Consider the following 18,075-nt stretch of genomic DNA (forward strand, 5'->3'; position numbering starts at 1 on the left):
GCCACTGACGCGGAGCGTCTTGTGTTGCTGACGCGGAGCGTCTAGCCGTTCTCCACGATGTCTTCGAGCACCGCGAACATCGTCCGCACCGGCACGCCCGTGCCGCCCTTGCCGATGTAGCCGAACGGTCCTGCGGTGTTGTACGCCGGTCCGGCGACGTCGATGTGTGCCCATTCGACGCCGTCGGCGACGAACTCCTTCAGGAACAACGCTGCCGCCAACATGCCGCCCGCGCGGCCATTGGTGACATTCGCCAGATCGGCGACCTTCGAATCGAGCTCGCTGCGAATCTCGCTCGGCAGCGGCATCGCCCAGCCGCTTTCACCGACTGCCTGGGAGAGCTCGGCAACGCGATCTCGGAAGTCGTCGGTGCCCATGACGCCTGGGGTTCGATTGCCCAGAGCCACCACCTGCGCGCCGGTCAGGGTTGCCGTGTCGATGAGGTAGTCGGGGTTGTCTTCGCATGCGCGGACGATCGCGTCGGCAAGTACGAGGCGGCCCTCGGCGTCGGTATTGATGACCTCGACGGTGATTCCGCCGTACTGGGTCAGCACGTCGCCGGGGCGCTGGGCAGTGCCGGACGGCATGTTCTCGGCCATAGGGACGGTGGCGACGACGTCGAGTTCCAGCCCGACCTTGGCAGCCAGGATCACCGTCGCGATGACGGCCGCTGCGCCCGCCATGTCGGAGGTCATGTTCTCCATTCCCGCCGCAGGCTTGATGGAGATGCCGCCGGTGTCGAAGGTGATTCCCTTGCCGACGAGCGCGACCTTCTTGGACTCCCGCTTGCCACCGGAATGAGTCAATCGCACCAACCGAGGGAGCCTCGACGAGCCCTTTCCGACACCGTGAATTCCGCCGTAGCCGCCCTTCTCCAGAGCCTTGTCGTCGAGGATCTGGACGCTCAATCCGGCATCGATGCCCAGCTGCTTTGCGCGAGCGGCGAACTCTTCGGGGTACAGGTGGCTCGGTGGAGTGTTGACGAAATCGCGCGCGATGGCCACGGATTCCGCGACGGCGATCGATCGAGCGAGTTCTGCTTTCGGTTCGCGCGCCCTGGTGCTGGGGACCAAGAGCTCGACACGGCGGAGCGGACCGGCGTCGGGACCCGGCGCGGACAGAGCGGACTTGAATTCGGTGAACGTGTACGCACCGAGAAAGAAGCCTTCGGCGGCTGCACCGAGATCGAGGGAACCGAGTGTCGTCGCGGCAGTCTCCGTTCCGGCGAGGGACCGGGCTGCGGTGCCTGCGGAACGACGGATTCGCTCGGTGTCGATCGAGGCGGACTTGCCCAAACCGACAGCGAGGACGCTTGTGACCCCGAGGGATGCCGGAGCCGGGATTCGGGTGAGTTCGTCGGCCTTGCCGGTCGCTCCGACGGCCTCGAACGAGTCGAGCAGGGCAGAGGCGTCAGCGTCGGTGATGTCGTCGGTGACGACGAGTTCGAGTCCGTCCTCGCTGGTGCTGAGCGCAACGACGAGAACGTCGACGTCCTTGCCGATGCGGCCGGCCAGCACCAATTCGGGTCCGAGGGTGCGCGATGAAGTCGAGGGCACGAGTGTTGCTCCTAGAGGATTGGAATCGAAACGTGTGGGTCGGGTTCGATCGTAGTGATCGGTACCGGGCGGGCGTGGTCCGCTAGCGTTGGCGTCCATGAGCGAAGCCGAACTTCTCCGCGGTCCCGTACACGCCGTCCACGTCGAGCTTGGGGCTACGTTCGCTCCGTTCGGCGGCTGGGAGATGCCGGTGTCGTATGCCGGGGTGGTGGCCGAACACAAGGCCGTACGACAGTCCGTCGGTGTTTTCGACGTCAGCCATCTCGGCAAGGCACTCGTCAGCGGACCGGGCGCAGCGGATTTCGTCAACTCCACTCTCACGAACGATCTCGGTAGGGTCGGGCCCGGCAAGGCGCAGTACACGTTGTGCTGCACCGAATCCGGAGGAGTCGTCGACGATCTGATCGCGTACTTCGTCAGCCCGGACGAGGTGTTCCTCGTGCCCAATGCTGCGAACACGGCGGCAGTGGTTGCCGCGCTGGCTGCCGAGGCGCCGGAGGGCATCACAGTGGTGGACCAGCATCGAGATTTCGGTGTGCTGGCGGTGCAGGGGCCGGGTTCGCGGGCGATCGTGGAACAACTCGGACTGCCCGTCGACATGGAGTACATGGCGTTCGAGGACGCGCGGTGGGGTGAAGTTCCCGTACGTGTGTGTCGCACCGGTTACACCGGAGAGCACGGCTACGAGTTGATCCCCGCCTGGTCCGACGCCGAGGCGCTCTTTCGTGCCCTAGTCGACGCAGTACGGGCTGCAGACGGACAAGTCGCCGGCCTCGGTGCACGTGACACATTGCGTACCGAAATGGGGTATCCCCTGCACGGTCATGAACTGTCGCTCGACATCTCCCCACTTCAGGCTCGATGCGGCTGGGCAGTCGGCTGGAAGAAGGAGCGGTTCTGGGGCAAGGACGCTCTTGTTGCCGAGAAGGAAGCAGGGCCCACTCGGATACTGCGGGGCATCAAGGCCTTAGACCGCGGAGTTCTCCGCCAGGGACAAACCGTCGAGCGCGACGGCGCTGAAATCGGTATCACCACGTCGGGGACGTTCTCGCCCTCGCTGGGACTTGGAATAGCCCTCGCGCTCGTCGATTCGAGCGCAGGTATTTCGCCGGGAGACATCGTGGCGGTGAACGTTCGCGGGCGTGCGCTGAAGTGCGAGATAGTCGCGCCACCGTTCGTGTCGGTGAACACCAAGTGAGCGAGCCCGACCGGGTTGGATAAGATTCGCCCCATGACTGGCCTCCCCGAATTCGCCCGCGTGCAGCATCCGTCCCCGGCTCCGTCAGAGGCCAGGGACGCCGTATTGGCTGCGCCTGGGTTCGGGAAGTACTTCACCGATCACATGGTGATCATCGATTACACCTCGGACAAGGGGTGGTACGACCCGACGGTCGCACCGTACGGTCCGATCCAGCTCGATCCTGCGGCAATGGTTCTGCACTACGGCCAAGCCATCTTCGAAGGTCTGAAGGTCTATAGGCAGCCGGGCGGCGAGTTCGCGTCGTTCCGGGTTCGTTCCAACGCGGAGCGGTTCCAGTCGTCGGCACGGCGACTGGCAATGCCGGAGCTCCCACAGGAGCTCTTCGTTGCTTCGATCGAACAGCTGCTCGCAGTCGACCACCAATGGGTTCCCGAGGCGGGCGGCGAGGATGCGCTGTACCTACGGCCGTTCATGTTCTCCACCGAAGCAGGGCTGGGAGTTCGCCCGGCCGACGACTACCGCTACATGCTCATCGCGTCGCCTGCCGGTGCCTACTTCCCGCGCGGCGTCAAGCCGGTCAGCGTCTGGCTCTCGACCGAGTACGTGCGTGCAGCCCCTGGCGGTACCGGTGCGGCGAAGTTCGCCGGAAACTACGCAGCATCTCTACTCGCACAGGCGCAAGCCAGCGACGAGGGGTGCGATCAGGTTGTCTGGCTCGACGCCATCGAACGTCGTTACGTCGAGGAGATGGGTGGCATGAACCTGTTCTTCGTCCTCGGTTCAGGATCGGATGCGCGCCTCGTCACGCCTTCGTTGTCCGGGTCGTTGCTCCCCGGGATCACTCGGGATTCGCTGCTGGCACTGGCGACGGATGCCGGCATTCCCGTCGAGGAGCGTCGGATTTCGACGGAGGAGTGGCAGAAGGGTGCAGAGTCGGGCGAGATCACCGAGGTGTTCGCGTGCGGGACCGCTGCGGTCATCACCCCCGTCGGACGAGTGAAGTCCGCGGACGGCGAGTTCGCCATCGCCGACGGAGAACCCGGAGAGATCACCCTCGCCCTGCGTGACACGCTCACCGGTATTCAGCGCGGTACGTTCGCCGATACTCATGGTTGGATGACCAAGCTCGGCTGACCGGCCTACCCGCCGAGCAGAAGTCCGACGACGGTGATGGTCGTGGTCACTTCGACTGTTGCGCCCAGCACGTCACCGTTGACACCGCCGAAGCGTCGGACGCAATGTCGGATACCGAGCGCTGCAGCGCTCAGAGCCACGACCGTCACTACCGGACCCTGCCACCATCGTTCCTGTACCGCTAGGACTGATACGGCCAGAGTCACCAGTGTCCAGGCTGCGACGACGACCCGTGATTGCGAATCGGCAACCAGCGCTCCGAAGCCGGTCGTCGTCGCCGGGGGAATGCCGCGACGGCACGCGAGGACCACCGCTACGCGTCCGACCACGATAGCGAGAAGCACTGACACCCAAGCGCTCTCGTGGGCCAGTTGGCCGAGGCCGGCCGCTTGGATCGCGAGTACCAGTGCGACCGTCGCGACGCCGAACGGGCCAGCGCTGCCGGACTGCATCACCTCCCGGGCGCGTTCCGGCGGACCGTAACAACCGAGCCCGTCAGCGGTGTCGGCGAGCCCATCGACATGCATCCCTCGGGTGAGAAGCGCGAGACAAGCGACTGTCACGAGACCGGCGACGAGGCTCGGCAACGACGCGAAGTCGAACAACCACAGCAGGATTGCCGATACGGAACCCAGCAACGCGCCGACTGCCGGAGTCCACGCAATCGCTTGTCGGCTCTCGTCCCTGCCGATCGAATGCGGACCGCGGACAGGCAGGACGGTGAGCCACGACAAGGCCAACCGTGGACCGACGAGCGCTGCGCGCACGGTCAGTGCGCCGACGTCGCTGTGGTCTCGGTGCTGACTCCGGCGTCGGCGAAGGTCGACATTCCGGTCAGCGTAGCGATCGCAGCGTGTACAAGGTTCAGCGCAACCACTGCACCCGATCCCTCGCCTAGACGCATGTCCAGCTCGAGAAGTGGCTCGATTCGTAAGTGACGCAGGGCGATCGAGTGAGCTGGCTCCGTCGACCGGTGGCCCGCCACCCACCACTCGCGCGCGCCCCGAGCTGATTCCTCGGCCACGAGCGCTGCAGCCGTCACGACGAGACCGTCCAGGACGACCGGTGTCCGACGGTGTGCCGCCTGCGCGAGAAAACCTGCCATTGCGGCAATGTCAGCACCTCCGGCGACCCGGAGAAGCGCGATGGGATCTTTGACGACAGGACGCGCGCGTCGCATCGCGTCGCGGATCGCCGCGGTCTTGCGGATCCACCCGGCATCGTCGACACCGGTGCCGCGACCTACCGCCGCGACAGGCTCGGTATCGGTGAGAGCGGCGATCAAGGCAGTCGCCGGTGTAGTGTTTCCGATGCCCATGTCGCCTGCGATCAACAGGTCGGCACCGCCGTCCACTTCCTCGTCGGCAATGGCCCGACCGGCGTCGATCGCGGCAATCACCTCGGCCTGGGTGAGCGCATCTTCACGGTCGATCGAACCGCTCGACTGCCTGATCTTGTGGCTGCTCACCGACGGATCGGTGTCCACCTGAACAGAGATATCGACGACGCGGACCGACGCCCCCGACGCCTGGGCCAACGCGTTGACGGCTGCGCCGCCTGCAACGAAGTTGGCAACCATCTGTGCGGTGACCTCTGCTGGGTACGCCGACACTCCATGCGCCGAGACGCCGTGGTCGCCCGCGAACACGACAACGCGCGGTCGGGAGAGCGGCGCGGGTGGACACCGGTCCTGGCACGCGGCGACCCACTCACCGAGCGCTTCGAGGCGACCCAGGCTTCCGGCGGGCTTGGTCAGCGACAGTTGGCGCGTCGCGGCCTGTATCCGCGCGTCCGCGGACGGCGGAGGCACCGGACGAAGGGGCGTCGAAATCTCGGACGGTTCCGAAGCGGCTGTCACTGAGGACCTTTCATCATGATGGACCATCGGTGTCGGGCACTGTTGTCGGTGCGTGCAACGTCGGCGTCTTCAACGTCAGTGGCAGACCCGCAACCACGAGGACGACCGAGTCGCACACTGTCGCCAATTGTCGATTGAGGGTGCCCATCTCGTCCTGGAACAACCGGCCCGACCGGGTAGCTGGAACCACGCCCCACCCGACTTCCGGACTGACCAGCACCACCGGGGTCGTGCAGTGTGCGACCGCCTGCACCAGCGCATCGGTGGCGGGTGTGATCGTGCCGCGGGGCAGATCCCAGGCCTGCCGATCATCGAGTGCGCCGGTGAGCCACGTCCCGACGTCGTCGACGATGGTGGCGCCACCGATTTCAGCCGACAGGGCCTGCGCCAGGTTTGCCGGACTCTCGACGGTGGTCCAGTGCGACGGCCTGCGCCGCCGGTGGGCGTCGATGCGCTCGACCCAATCTGCATCAGTTGGGTCGAGTCTGCCGGTTGCGACGTATCGGACTGGATGCGAGCCATCGACGAGCGCTTCGGCGAACGCCGATTTACCCGACCGTGTGCCGCCGAGAACGAGTGTGCGTAGCGGCAGTGTCACGGATGCGAACGATGTCAGACCGCGGCACCGCGGTCGACGCGGGGCTTCGGTGCACGCATCTTGCGCAACTGCGAAGCACGCACGAACGCGTACCAACCGAGTTTGAAGCCACCGTCGGCCGTGTCCGGGAACCGCTCGCGGACGCGATTGTTGATCTGCCGGCCGATGAAGATGCCCTCGATGACCATGAACAGCATCATGACGAACATCGCGAGCGTGACGAATGCCTGCACTGCAGGACTGAGGAACAGAGCGAAGATCAACAGCAGCGCCAACGGCATGAACAAGCCGACGAGGTTGCGTCGAGCATCGACGAGATCACGTGCGAACGCGCGGACTGGGCCCTTGTCGCGGGGGAGAAGATACTTGTCTTCGCCCGCGAGCATGCGCGCGCGGCGGTCGGCCGACGCAGCTCGACGTTCGGCGGAGGCCTGCTTACGGTCCGTCTTGGACCCCTTGTTGGCCTTTCGTCGCTCGCGGGCTTCCTTGCCCGTCATCGGCGGCGGCGCAACTGGGCCACGCCGTCGGGCCTCGGACTCACGGCGCTTGGGCGTGGGCCGACCCTTGCCGACGGCCTCGGTGGACGAGGGCTGGTTCGTGGTGGACGACTCGACCGACTTCGAATCGTCTCCGTCCGAATCGTCAGAGTTTCCGCGGCGTAGCAACTTCACCCGACCAGGTTATGGGATGGCAGCGCGAACTCGAACACCGGCCACGTCGGAGCAGGTCCCTCCGATCGTGTGGACATGCCGACCGGAGGCGTGCGCCCTACACTTTCGACGATGCGAGTGATGGTTGCGCCCGATTCGTTCGGCGACACTTTGACGGCCACCGAGGCTGCCGATGCGATCGGTCGGGGTTGGCGACAGGCCCGTTCGTCGGACGAGCTCGTCATCGCGCCCCAGTCGGACGGTGGTCCCGGATTCGTGGATGTCCTTTCCACGCGGCTGGGCACGATTCAGGTTCTGGACGTCGACGGGCCATTGGGTGACGCAGTCCGAGCCCGCTGGCTTCTCGACGGCTCCACTGCCTACATCGAAGCGGCGGGAGCGTGTGGACTGAGCCTTCTCGGCGGGCCGCCGACGACGCAGACTGCGCTGAAGTCGTCGAGCTACGGCGTCGGCCAGTTGATCGCGGTAGCGCTGGCGGTGGACGGAGTCGACAGGATCTACGTCGGACTAGGCGGAAGCAGCTGTACCGACGGTGGCCGTGGCATGATCCGAGCGCTGGGCGGTCTGGCGATGGCCGCGCAGAGTCTCCAGCACATCGACTTGGTTGCTGCGACGGATGTCGAGAACCCCCTCCTTGGCGAGGGTGGTGCGGCGCACGTGTTCGGTCCGCAGAAAGGCGCTGATTCGAACCTGGTCGAGATGCTCGAGGATCTCAACCGGGACTGGGCCACCGTCCTGGAGATTCAGTGCGGCAAGAACGTCGCTGAGATGCCCGGAGCCGGTGCAGCAGGCGGGATCGGCGCGGCGCTCTTCGCCCTGGGTGGACGCAGTGAATCCGGTGCGTCCGTAGTGGCGGAGGTCACCGACCAGCCTGCAGTGCTGTCGTCGGTGGACCTGGTCCTCACCGGCGAAGGGAAGTTCGACAGTCAATCGCTGCGTGGCAAGCTCGTCACGCGACTCGCTGAGGCCGGTGCCGGTTCGGGCGTCGAGACGATAGTCATTGCTGGTCAGGTGCAACTCGACCCGTCGCAGTTGGAGTCCACCGGAATCGTGCGGGCGTATTCGGTCACGGAATTCGCCGGTTCGGTGGAGAAGTCGATGTCCGACGCCGAACACCAACTGGAATTGCTTGCGAAGCACGCTGCAGAGGAATATTCCGCAATCCGACCTTGATTGCCGGCAGGTGGCGTCGATGGCCGGCAGGTGGACAGTGAGGAATATCCACATGCGGAGTACGGTTGAGACGTTCACGGGTTTGGTACGACTGACAGGGAGAGCCCATGACCGTCTCGAACGAGACCATCACGCACAAGGTCACGATGACAGAAGCTGCGTCGTCGAAGGCCAAGGCGCTGCTGGATCAAGAAGGCCGCGACGACCTCGCGCTGCGCATCGCTGTTCAGCCCGGTGGCTGCGCTGGCTTGCGTTACCAGCTCTTCTTCGACGACCGTAGCCTCGACGGCGACCTCGCAGTGGACTTCAACGGAGTCACACTGGCAGTCGACCGGATGAGCGCTCCGTACGTAGAAGGTGCATCCATCGATTTCGTGGACACCATCGAGAAGCAGGGATTCACGATCGACAACCCGAACGCCACAGGCTCGTGTGCCTGCGGTGATTCGTTCAACTGAGGTTGTAGCAACAGCCAACTCTGACCGGTATCCGCGTTTGCGGATACCGGTCAGAGTTGTGTCTACCTCGATATGCTTGGCGGCACTGCGGGTGGGGTACCGCGCAGTAGGATGAGTTCTTTGCCAGACCATGCGCGCACCGTTTTGCTGCACAGCCGACAAAATCCGAAAGGCTCAAGTACGTGACTCTCGCGGTATCGGGTTCGATCGCCACCGATCACCTCATGCGATTTCCGGGCAAGTTCGCCGACCAGCTGGTAGCAGATCAGCTGTCGAACATTTCGTTGAGCTTTCTCGTCGACGATCTCGTGATTCGCAAGGGCGGAGTCGGCGGAAACATCGCCTACGCACTAGGCGTGCTCGGCGGATCGCCACTTCTGGTCGGAGCCGTCGGATCGGACTTCTCCGAGTACCGCTCGTGGTTGGAGGCCAACGGCGTCGATTGCAGCGGTGTTCGCGTGTCGAGCACGGCCCATACCGCACGATTCGTCTGCACAACCGACGAGGACATGGCGCAGATCGCATCGTTCTACCCAGGCGCGATGAGCGAGGCTCGGGAAATCTCGATCGGGGAGCTGACGTCGAAAGATCCTCTGGAACTGGTCTTGGTCGGTGCGAACGATCCCGACGCCATGCTCGCCCACACCGAACAGTGTCGTGCCGCTGGGATCCCGTTCGCGGCCGACCCGTCACAGCAGTTGGCGCGGCTGAGCGGTGAGCAGGCAACGGAACTCATCGAAGGCGCGGCCTACCTCTTCACGAACGAGTACGAATGGGGTCTGCTCCGCCAGAAGACAGGGCTCTCCGAGGCCGAGATCGCAGCGAAGGTCGGCGTTCGGGTCAGAACTCTCGGAAAGTCGGGCGTCGAGATCGTCACCGCCGACGGCACACGCACCCACACCGCCGTCGTACCGGAAAACAGCAAGGTCGATCCAACGGGCGTCGGCGACGGCTTCCGTGCGGGTTTCCTCGTCGCGCACCTCGCCGGAGCGTCGGTCGAGCGCGCAGCGCAACTCGGCTCGCTCGTTGCGGTGTTGGTGCTCGAGACGACCGGAACCCAGGAATGGACGTTCAACCGCGATGATGCGCTGAAGCGTCTTGGCGCCGCGTACGGTTCGACTGCAGCCGAAGAGATCGGCGCGCTGCTACCTGCGTGACCTATCCGCTGAACGTAGGAACGGGCCACGGCATCGCCGTGGCCCGTTCCGCTTTCAGTGCACGCTCCGCTTTCAGTGCACGCTCAGATCGTCAGAGATCGACCGGATAGGTCGGTTCGGCAATCTGCGGCACGATGCGCTTCTCGACGAAAATGCCGTGCCACACCATGAAGATCAGAACCGTCCACAACCGTCGGCTGTGGTCCGATTTGCCTTCGCGGTGCTCGTTGAGCATTGCGGTGATCGCTGCCTTGTTCAGGATGTGATCGGTCTCCGACTCGGCAATCTGCAGGTGTGCCCAGTCGAAGAGTTCTGTGCCGCGTAGCCAGTGGCGTAGGGGCACCGGGAATCCGAGCTTCGCACGGTGCAGAACGTGGCCCGGAACAATTCCCTCGAGCGACTTTCGCAATGCGTACTTGGTGGTGTCCTTCGTGATCTTCTGCTCCAGTGGCAACTTCTCCGCAACGGCGAAGACCTCGGAGTCGAGGAACGGAACACGCAGTTCCAGTGAGTTTGCCATCGTGATCTTGTCCGCCTTGACGAGAATGTCGCCGCGTAGCCAGGTGAACAGATCGAGGTGCTGCATCCGAGCGACGGGATCCCAGCCCTCGGACTGGGCGTAGATAGGTGCCGTCACGTCCGTGTGTGTCCACTCGGGCCTGAAGTCTCGCAACACTGCTCTCAGCTGGGCGTCCCCGAAGCTACGGGCGTTGCCGTAGTAGCGCTCTTCGAGGGTCATCGAGCCTCGGTGGAGCAAGCTCTTGCCGCGGGTCCCGTCGGGTATCTTCTCGCTGAGTGCGCCTGCGGCCCGGCGAACGCTCTTCGGTAGGTACTCGAAAGGCTTGAGTGACAACGGTTCCCGGTAGATCGTATATCCACCGAAGAGCTCGTCGGCGCCCTCGCCGGACAGTACGACCTTGACGTGCTTGCGGGCCTCCTTGGCAACGAAGTACAGCGGGACCAGGGCAGGGTCGGCTACGGGATCATCCAGGTACCAGACGATTTCGGGGATCGATGCCGCGAACTCTTCGGGGCCGACGACCTTGACGACATGCCGCGCGCCGATGGCCGCGGCGGACTCCGCGGCGACGTCGACCTCCGAGTAGCCCTCTCGCTCGAACCCGGTCGTGAACGTGATCAGGTTCGGGTTGTGCCGCATCGCCAGAGCCGCGATGGCAGTCGAGTCGATCCCGCCGGACAGAAACGACCCGACCGTCACGTCGGCGCGCATGTGCTTGGCCACCGAGTCCTCGAGCGCCTCCGCGATCTCCTGATAGCGGGAAGCCTCCGATCGTGGTGCGAACGGCTCGACAGCAAACCTCGGTGTGAAGTACCGCGTGACCTTCGGCGCCGTGCCGGGGGAGAGAGTCGCGTAGCACCCCGACTCCACTCTTCTGATGTCGCGGTGGAGTGTCTCGGGCTCGGGAACGTACTGCAGCACCGTGTAGTGCTCGGTTGCCCGCGGGTCGAGATCGGTCCCGATGCCGATGAGGCCTGTCAGTTCGAGCAGACTCTTCTTCTCGCTGCCGAACGCAGTGCCTCCCGGTCCGGTGGCGATGAACAGCGGCTTGATGCCGAACGGGTCGCGTGCGACGAACAGTTCACGTGTGTCGGTGTCCCAGATGGCGAAGGCGAACATCCCGCGGAGTCGACGCACGGCGTCGGTACCCCAGTAGTGGAATGCAGCGACGATCGGCTCACCGTCACCCTCGGTGAGGAACTCGGCCCCGTGCTCGCGGCTCAGCTCCGCACGAAGTTCGAGGTAGTTGTAGATTTCGCCGTTGAACGTGAGCGCATACCGTGTCGGGTTCTCCGGTGGACCCCAGCGGAGTGGCTGATGGGAGTGCTCGATGTCGATGATGGACAGGCGATTGAAGCCGTAGATCACGTCGTCGTCGTGCCAGGTACCCGGTTCGTCAGGCCCGCGGTGGCGCATGCAATGCATGGCGGAAGAGACGAGGTCGACTCCCGCAGCGTCGGTACCGGTCGACGTCAGAACACCCAGTAGTCCACACACAGCGTCTACTACCTCGTTTCGCGATTGGGAGATGGTGCCGCCGTGTTGCATGGAGCACGCGTAGGTCACGCCGTGGCGGCACGGAAAGTATCGAGTATGCCGCAGACACGGTCGACGAAACGCAGGCGACCCGACAGTGGTGTTGCGGCGGCTTTGGTCTACGCTGCGTAGTACTAGGGCAACCGCATGGCCCTCATTCTTCAGTGGTGAGCGATCAGGAAGGCGTGAACGTGGCGCAGAGTCGGATCCTTCGGCGAGCTGGGCTTGCAGTATTTCTCGGCGTAGCCGCGTTGCTGCTGTCCGGCTGTTCCATCGACAATGATGTCCTTCGCTTCGGCTTCCCGTCGGGCATTACTCCCCAGGGTAGGTCGATTCGCGAATTGTGGACGTGGTCCGTGGTGGCGGCCCTGGTCATGGGCATCATCGTGTGGGCACTGATCTTCTGGGTGGTCATCTTCCACCGTAAGAAGAAGGACTCGCCGGAGTTCCCGCGGCAGACTGCGTACAACGTTCCCTTGGAACTCTTCTACACGGCAGTCCCATTCGTCATCATCGCCGTGCTCTTCTACTTCACGGTCGTAGTTCAGAACTACGTCGACGAGAAGGAGCCGAACCCGGACGTCACCGTCGATGTGACGGCGTACCAGTGGAACTGGAAGTTCGGGTACCAGACGGTTGATCTGAAGGACGGCGAAGGAAAGTACGAGGGCACCGACCTCGAGGCTCAGGCCGCCGCCGAAGTTGCTGCAACGCCTCCAGGGGGCGAGGCAGAGGGCAGCGAGGACGGCGAGTTCGTTCCCGGAGCAATCCACGGTGTCAGCCCGCAGGACCTGTCCTACCTGCACTACAACAAGATCGAGACAGTCGGAACCAGCAACGAAATCCCGGTGCTCGTGCTTCCGACCGGCAAGCGCATCGAATTCGTGCTCGCGTCCTCGGACGTCATTCACGGTTTCTGGGTTCCCGAATTCTTGTTCAAGCGCGATGTTCTGCCCAACCCGAAAGAAAACCACTCGGACAACGTCTTCCAGATTTCCGAGATCGAACGAGAAGGCGCTTTCGTCGGTCGCTGCACCGAAATGTGCGGCACGTACCACGCGATGATGAACTTCGAAGTTCGTGCGGTATCCCCGGAGGACTTCCAGGAGTACATCGATCTTCGTAAGCCAGAATCCGATGGGGGCGAGGGTCTGACCAACGCCCAGGCGTTGGAAGCGATCGGCCAGTCGCCGCTTGCCACCAGCACCCACCCGTTCACCACGGATCGCACGCAGAAGTCCGAATCCGTCGCCGACGGCAACTGACCCAGGAAGAATGCTGAAATGAAAATCGAAGCCAAGATCTTCGAGGTCCTGACTGTCTTCTTTCTTCTCGTCGGGATCGTCTACGCCCTGTTCACCGGATTCTCGCGCACCGGTGTGGAATGGGCAGGCGTCACGGCCATCGCACTGTCGGTCGGCCTGACCCTCATCATCGGCACGTACTTCCGCTTCGTGGCTCGTCGCCTCGATACGCGTCCGGAAGACTTCGACGATGCAGAGATCAGTGACGGGGCAGGGGATCTGGGCTTCTTCAGCCCGGGGAGTTTCTGGCCTATCCTTCTCGCAGGTGCTGCATCGGTCGCAGCCATCGGGTTCGCGTTCTTCCTGTGGTGGCTCATCGCGTTCGGTGTTGTTCTGATTCTTGCGGCGGCTGCAGGCCTGGTGTTCGAGTACCACCTCGGACCCGAGAAGCACTGATTCAGTAGCTCACCAGCTCCAACGAAGAGAGCGCCGATTCCCTCAGGGGAGATCGGCGCTCTCTTCGTTTGTCGGTAGGAGCTCGTCTACGTTCAGGAAGCATCAGCTCGATCGGGCTTGCGCGCCGTTGCCTCTGCGACGTCGTCCAACGATAGGTCCAGTGTTCTACACAGCGCAGCGACGGTGAAGAACGCCGGAGTGGGGATTCTGCCGCTCTCGATCTTTCGCAGAGTCTCGACGGAAATCCCGGCCTCGGTTGCCACGTCGCTCATCGTCCGATGCCCTCGAGTCGACCTGAGGAGTTCGCCTAGCCGTAGACCTCGGGACAATTCCTCGGGGCCGAGGGGGATTCGCACCATGGGACCAATAGTAATACTGCGCCAGAATGAGTATTCGGGTCGAGCACGTGGTGGCCGATACCTATGAGTCGGGAGCGAGTCGTTCGGATGTCCTTGTCGATCCTGGGCGCCTTCTGTGTCGATGGCCTTGTGTGTCTGTGACATCGACGCCTTGTGTACTGACACTGTGATGGCCTGAGGACTCCGTCGGTGGGGGAGTGGGGCACGGCGGGCACAGTTCGACGGGTGGGAAGGGGACATACGAAAAGGGCGGCACCTGCAGAGGTGCCGCCCTTTTCGTATGTCAGTTACTCAGTGCTCGCTGTCGCTGTCCTGCCGTGCAGGGGAGCTGTCGGAGCCGGTGCCGTTCGAGTGGCCAGTGCCCTTCGAGTGGCCGTTCGACCCATTGCCGTAGATCGAGGCTTGGTAGTTCTTCAGCATGGTCAGCTGTTCGATCTCACCGTGGTGGTCTGCTTCCTCCAGGGCCTTGCTTTCCGCTACTGGGTCCGGGCGGAACAGTGATCCCGAACCGGGCTTTCCGGCCGAACCGAGCTTGCTCATCTTCTTCGGGACGACAGCGCCCTGGTAGTCGAGCGGGATCGGGTGCCCATGGTCGTCGACTGGTCCGAGCGGCTGGTGGATCTCCACGTACTGACCGTGCGGCAGACGCTTGATGATGCCGGTTTCGATTCCGTGATCGAGGACCGCGCGGTCGCTGCGCTGCAGGCCGATGCAGAAGCGGTAGGCCACGAAGTACGCGATCGGAGGCAGGACCAACATTCCGATGCGACCGATCCAGGTCATCGCGTTCAGTGAAATATCGAGCTTGTACGCGATGATGTCGTTGATGCAGGACAGCGTCAGCACGATGTAGAACGCCAATACCATTGCGCCGATTGCGGTGCGGACCGGGACGTCACGCGGACGCTGAAGCAGGTTGTGGTGGGCGGTATCGCCGGTCAGCCGCTTCTCGATCCATGGATACGCAATCATCACGGTGAAGACCAGCCCCATGATCAGGGCGACGGCGAACACAGAGGGGATCGTGTATCGGGTTCCGATGTAGATGTCCCACGCCGGCCAGAGTCGGGCAAGACCGTCTGTCCACATCATGTAGAAGTCCGGCTGCGAGCCCGCAGAAACCTGTGCAGGGTTGTACGGACCCAAGTTCCAGACCGGGTTGATCTGCAACAGACCACCCATCAGAGCCAGGATGCCGAACGTCACGGCGAAGAATGCGCCGGACTTGACCGCGAACACCGGCAGGATTCGTACGCCGACGACGTTCTGCTCGGTGCGGCCCGGTCCGGGGAACTGCGTGTGCTTCTGGTACCAGACGAGCGCAAGGTGAGCCGCGATCAGCGCAAGGATGATGGCGGGCAGTAGGAGCACGTGCGCTACGTACAGGCGCGGAATGATGATCGTGCCAGGGAAGTCACCGTCGAAGATCAACCAGTGCATCCACGTTCCGATGATCGGGATACTCATCGTGATGCCCGAGAATGCGGCTCGAAGACCGGTTCCGGAAAGGAGGTCGTCGGGAAGCGTGTAACCGAAGAAGCCCTCGAACATCGCCAGGATCAGCAGCAGGCAGCCGATGACCCAGTTGGCCTCACGCGGGCGACGGAACGCACCGGTGAAGAAGATGCGCAGCATGTGCACGATGATCGAACACGCGAACATCAATGCTGCCCAGTGGTGAATCTGACGCATGAACAGGCCGCCGCGCACCTCGAACGAGATATTCAAAGTGGTCTCGTACGCACGGGACATCGCGACGCCGCGGAGTGGTTCGTAGATGCCGTTGTACTCGACTTCACTGAGCGAAGGGTCGAAGAACAGCGTCAGAAACACACCCGAGATGAGCAGGATGACAAAGCTGTACAGCGCGATCTCGCCCAGGAGGAAGGACCAGTGCGTCGGGAAGACCTTGTTGATCTGGCGACGTAGACCCGGTGCCAGGTGATACCGGCTGTCGACGTCATTTGCCTGCTTGGCAGCCAGGGTCTGGAGTGAGGGACTCATGATCAGCTCTCCCTACCGGTGGGGCGCTCCCAGAAGGCAGGTCCCAGTGCTTCGATGAAGTCACCGTCGGCGACAAGGAATCCATCCTCGTCGACGGTGATCGGAAGTTGTGGCAGTGCGCGTGCTGCCGGACCGAAGATCGGCTTGCCGTACTCCAGCGCATCGAACTGCGACTGGTGGCACGGGCAGAGGATGCGGTTGGTCTGCTGCTCGTACAGCGACGTCGGGCAACCAAGGTGCGTGCAGATCTTGGAGTACGCGAAGTAGTCGCCGTAGTTGAAGCTTTCCTGACCCTTGCGCTTGGTCACCTTGGCGGTGTCCTCGGTGCGCAAGCGAATGAGCATCACGGAGTTACGAATTCCACGTAGCGATGCGAGAAGTGCGTGATCGTCGTCGCGGTCGGCTTCGCGGAACGGGAACACAGTCTCCATGGCTCCAGCATCCATATCCTCGGGACGAACCAGAACGACGTCGTGGGGACGTCCTGTGTCGCGCCGAAGGTAGATCGTTTCTCCAGGGTAGCGCGGTGTCCAACCTGAGACCCAGAGCGGCGACTTATCGCCTTCGGCCCACGGGTTCTTGATGAGGCCACCGAGGGGCAGAATCGCCATGATTCCCAATGCGCCGCCGCCGAAGTACAGCGAACGCTTGATCACCTTGCGGCGAGCAATGGTCGAGGTATCGAAGGAGTCGCCGAGTTCCGCGACGAGCGTCTTGCGGTCGACCTCGGACGACTGGCCGTCGTGCCGGTCCTGGATCGACACTTCCTCGGGAATGAACTTCTTGGTGTACTGCACTGCGCCGACTCCGACACCAAGAATCGCCAGGCCCATGGTCAAGCCGATAAGCGGGGTGTAGAGCGAGTATGCGTCGTATTTTTCGTCACCGATCCCGGCGTACTGCCAGGGCCAGAAAAGGTAGATCGCGATGAAGGCAACTGCGGAGACACCGGACAGTGCGAACCAGAACGCCACGCTTCGCTCGGCACGCTTCTCGGCGCGAGTGCCCTCCACTGCCCAACGGTCGCGGCGGTAGGCGACATCCACGTGGTCGAGGTTGGTTCCCAGTTCGACGAGCTGCTCGCGCGTCATACCAGCGAGTTCCTCGTCCGTGTACTTCTTGTTCACATCCACCTTGTCGGCGTTGTCGCCGTCGCCGTGGCCGCTGTCGGTACGCCCGGAATCAGCGTCGCTCATGACCTTGCTCCGATCCACAGTGTTGCGCCGACAACGGCACTGATTCCGATGACCCAGATTGCGATCATTTCGGTAGCTGGGCCGAAGCCTCCGAGGCCCCAGCCGCCGGGCGCCTTGGTGTCCTGGGCCGACTTGACGTAGGAGATGATGTCGATCTTCTCTTCTTGCGTCAGCTGGCGGTCCGAGAACTTAGGCATGTTCTGCGGTCCGGTGATCATTGCCGTGTAGATGTCCTGCTCGGTGGCAGGGCCCAGTGCAGGAGCGAACTTGCCCGAGGACAGTGCGCCACCTTCACCGGTGAAGTTGTGGCAGGACGCGCAGTTGAGACGGAACAGCTCACTACCGCGAGCGATATCGCCGTCGGCCAACGAGGACTGGGCGACTTCGCCGTTGCTGTCTCGAAGTACGGTCGGCCCGCCGCCGTTTGCCTGGATGTAGGCACCGAGAGCATCGATCTGCTTGTCGTCGAACTTCGGTGGCTTCCGCATGATCTGAGCCTCGTTGCGAACTGCAGGCATACGACCCGTCGAAACCTGGAAGTAGACGGCGGCTTCGCCGACGCCGATCAGGCTTGGGCCGCGATCCTGCACGCCCTGCAAATTCACTCCGTGGCAGGTGACACACGAGGTGTCGTACAACTGCTTGCCTTCGCGGATCAACGCGGCCGAATCCTGGTCGGCGGTCGCAACCTGAGGCGTCGGAGTGAGGGCCGACGCGAGGAAACCCGCGCTGAGAAGACCCATCATCAGTACTAGTGCGCCGGTAACTCGGCGACGCGTCTTGCGCTTCCGCCGACTCGTGGCGGCAGACACGGATCCACTGGTGCTGTCACCGGGTGCTGCTGGGGGAGATGAACTCATCTTCTATCCCTTGTCGTGTCGGGACGGACTGAACGTCGGGGGCTGATACCGAACGTCCACTGCTGGTCGAGAGCTGAAAACACTTGATTTCTTA

Annotated in this window: 17 protein-coding genes; 7 read left to right on the forward strand and 10 right to left on the reverse strand. The window is 63.3% G+C overall.

Annotation, left to right across the window (positions count from 1 at the left end; all coding sequences use genetic code 11):
• Nucleotides 1–41 precede the first annotated feature (41 nt).
• Nucleotides 42–1,556 (reverse strand): leucyl aminopeptidase, encoded by a 1,515-nt coding sequence (locus tag WDS16_RS07060; RefSeq protein ID WP_338891557.1) that lies wholly within the window; start codon nt 1,554–1,556, stop codon nt 42–44.
• Nucleotides 1,557–1,653: 97 nt separating this feature from the next.
• Here WDS16_RS07060 and gcvT point away from each other — a divergent pair, with 97 nt between their 5' ends.
• Nucleotides 1,654–2,754 carry a glycine cleavage system aminomethyltransferase GcvT gene (gcvT, locus tag WDS16_RS07065; RefSeq protein ID WP_338891559.1) on the forward strand — a complete coding sequence of 367 codons (1,101 nt, stop codon included), beginning with the start codon at nt 1,654–1,656 and terminating at the stop codon, nt 2,752–2,754.
• Nucleotides 2,755–2,787: 33 nt separating this feature from the next.
• A complete protein-coding gene (locus tag WDS16_RS07070) occupies nt 2,788–3,891 on the forward strand; it encodes a branched-chain amino acid aminotransferase (RefSeq protein ID WP_338891561.1) in 1,104 nt (367 codons plus the stop codon).
• 5 nt (nt 3,892–3,896) lie between these two features.
• Here the strand turns inward: WDS16_RS07070 and WDS16_RS07075 are convergent, their stop codons facing one another.
• From WDS16_RS07075 to WDS16_RS07090, 4 genes are read right to left on the reverse strand one after another with little or no spacing between them, the layout of a single operon-like run.
• Nucleotides 3,897–4,658 carry an adenosylcobinamide-GDP ribazoletransferase gene (locus WDS16_RS07075; protein ID WP_338891563.1) on the reverse strand — a complete coding sequence of 254 codons (762 nt, stop codon included), beginning with the start codon at nt 4,656–4,658 and terminating at the stop codon, nt 3,897–3,899.
• A 2-nt stretch (nt 4,659–4,660) separates the two neighbouring features.
• Nucleotides 4,661–5,722 (reverse strand): nicotinate-nucleotide--dimethylbenzimidazole phosphoribosyltransferase, encoded by a 1,062-nt coding sequence (cobT, locus tag WDS16_RS07080; RefSeq protein ID WP_338893274.1) that lies wholly within the window; start codon nt 5,720–5,722, stop codon nt 4,661–4,663.
• 40 nt (nt 5,723–5,762) lie between these two features.
• Nucleotides 5,763–6,347, reverse strand: coding sequence for a bifunctional adenosylcobinamide kinase/adenosylcobinamide-phosphate guanylyltransferase (gene cobU / locus WDS16_RS07085; protein WP_338891565.1), 585 nt, complete (start codon nt 6,345–6,347; stop codon nt 5,763–5,765).
• A gap of 14 nt (nt 6,348–6,361) precedes the next feature.
• A complete protein-coding gene (locus WDS16_RS07090) occupies nt 6,362–7,018 on the reverse strand; it encodes a DUF3043 domain-containing protein (RefSeq protein WP_338891567.1) in 657 nt (218 codons plus the stop codon).
• A 111-nt stretch (nt 7,019–7,129) separates the two neighbouring features.
• On the opposite strand from WDS16_RS07090, the gene WDS16_RS07095 reads away from it, so the two are divergent.
• From WDS16_RS07095 to WDS16_RS07105, 3 genes are all read left to right on the forward strand, one after another.
• Nucleotides 7,130–8,191 (forward strand): glycerate kinase, encoded by a 1,062-nt coding sequence (locus tag WDS16_RS07095; protein ID WP_338891569.1) that lies wholly within the window; start codon nt 7,130–7,132, stop codon nt 8,189–8,191.
• Between the two features lie 107 nt (nt 8,192–8,298).
• A complete protein-coding gene (locus WDS16_RS07100; RefSeq protein ID WP_019665976.1) occupies nt 8,299–8,649 on the forward strand; it encodes a HesB/IscA family protein in 351 nt (116 codons plus the stop codon).
• A gap of 182 nt (nt 8,650–8,831) precedes the next feature.
• Nucleotides 8,832–9,806, forward strand: a complete 975-nt coding sequence (locus WDS16_RS07105; protein ID WP_338891577.1) for a carbohydrate kinase family protein — start codon at nt 8,832–8,834, stop codon at nt 9,804–9,806.
• Nucleotides 9,807–9,897: 91 nt separating this feature from the next.
• Here the strand turns inward: WDS16_RS07105 and asnB are convergent, their stop codons facing one another.
• Nucleotides 9,898–11,823, reverse strand: coding sequence for an asparagine synthase (glutamine-hydrolyzing) (gene asnB, locus WDS16_RS07110; protein ID WP_338893275.1), 1,926 nt, complete (start codon nt 11,821–11,823; stop codon nt 9,898–9,900).
• Nucleotides 11,824–12,047: 224 nt separating this feature from the next.
• Between asnB and WDS16_RS07115 the strand changes: the two genes are divergently transcribed.
• Nucleotides 12,048–13,127 (forward strand): cytochrome c oxidase subunit II, encoded by a 1,080-nt coding sequence (locus WDS16_RS07115; RefSeq protein WP_338893276.1) that lies wholly within the window; start codon nt 12,048–12,050, stop codon nt 13,125–13,127.
• A gap of 18 nt (nt 13,128–13,145) precedes the next feature.
• The gene (locus tag WDS16_RS07120) at nt 13,146–13,562 is read left to right on the forward strand and encodes a cytochrome c oxidase subunit 4 (protein ID WP_338891579.1); all 417 of its coding nucleotides are present in this window, start codon (nt 13,146–13,148) and stop codon (nt 13,560–13,562) included.
• A gap of 92 nt (nt 13,563–13,654) precedes the next feature.
• Here WDS16_RS07120 and WDS16_RS07125 read toward each other — a convergent pair whose 3' ends face one another.
• The 4 genes from WDS16_RS07125 to WDS16_RS07140 all read right to left on the reverse strand — a co-directional run bounded on the left by WDS16_RS07125 (nt 13,655) and on the right by WDS16_RS07140 (nt 17,981).
• Nucleotides 13,655–13,921, reverse strand: coding sequence for a helix-turn-helix transcriptional regulator (locus WDS16_RS07125; RefSeq protein WP_338891581.1), 267 nt, complete (start codon nt 13,919–13,921; stop codon nt 13,655–13,657).
• Nucleotides 13,922–14,212: 291 nt separating this feature from the next.
• On the reverse strand, nt 14,213–15,925 hold the full coding sequence (locus tag WDS16_RS07130) for a cytochrome bc complex cytochrome b subunit (protein WP_338891583.1): 1,713 nt from the start codon (nt 15,923–15,925) through the stop codon (nt 14,213–14,215).
• 2 nt (nt 15,926–15,927) lie between these two features.
• A complete protein-coding gene (locus WDS16_RS07135) occupies nt 15,928–17,121 on the reverse strand; it encodes a ubiquinol-cytochrome c reductase iron-sulfur subunit (RefSeq protein WP_422395763.1) in 1,194 nt (397 codons plus the stop codon).
• Nucleotides 17,118–17,981 (reverse strand): cytochrome c, encoded by an 864-nt coding sequence (locus WDS16_RS07140; RefSeq protein WP_338891587.1) that lies wholly within the window; start codon nt 17,979–17,981, stop codon nt 17,118–17,120. The genes WDS16_RS07135 and WDS16_RS07140 overlap by 4 nt, the downstream gene beginning before the upstream one ends.
• Between the last annotated feature and the right edge of the window lie 94 nt (nt 17,982–18,075).

The sequence above is a fragment of the Rhodococcus sovatensis genome, assembly GCF_037327425.1.
Classification (GTDB): domain Bacteria; phylum Actinomycetota; class Actinomycetes; order Mycobacteriales; family Mycobacteriaceae; genus Rhodococcoides; species Rhodococcoides sovatense.

What these genes read in the sequence shown, in the direction of transcription:
- gcvT (WP_338891559.1), top strand. Translation starts at nt 1,654, where the DNA reads ATGAGCGAAGCCGAACTTCTCCGCGGTCCCGTACACGCCGTCCACGTC.
- WDS16_RS07070 (WP_338891561.1), top strand. Translation starts at nt 2,788, where the DNA reads ATGACTGGCCTCCCCGAATTCGCCCGCGTGCAGCATCCGTCCCCGGCT.
- WDS16_RS07095 (WP_338891569.1), top strand. Translation starts at nt 7,130, where the DNA reads ATGCGAGTGATGGTTGCGCCCGATTCGTTCGGCGACACTTTGACGGCC.
- WDS16_RS07100 (WP_019665976.1), top strand. Translation starts at nt 8,299, where the DNA reads ATGACCGTCTCGAACGAGACCATCACGCACAAGGTCACGATGACAGAA.
- WDS16_RS07120 (WP_338891579.1), top strand. Translation starts at nt 13,146, where the DNA reads ATGAAAATCGAAGCCAAGATCTTCGAGGTCCTGACTGTCTTCTTTCTT.
- WDS16_RS07125 (WP_338891581.1), bottom strand. Translation starts at nt 13,921, where the DNA reads ATGGTGCGAATCCCCCTCGGCCCCGAGGAATTGTCCCGAGGTCTACGG.
- WDS16_RS07130 (WP_338891583.1), bottom strand. Translation starts at nt 15,925, where the DNA reads ATGAGTCCCTCACTCCAGACCCTGGCTGCCAAGCAGGCAAATGACGTC.
- WDS16_RS07135 (WP_422395763.1), bottom strand. Translation starts at nt 17,121, where the DNA reads ATGAGCGACGCTGATTCCGGGCGTACCGACAGCGGCCACGGCGACGGC.
- WDS16_RS07140 (WP_338891587.1), bottom strand. Translation starts at nt 17,981, where the DNA reads ATGAGTTCATCTCCCCCAGCAGCACCCGGTGACAGCACCAGTGGATCC.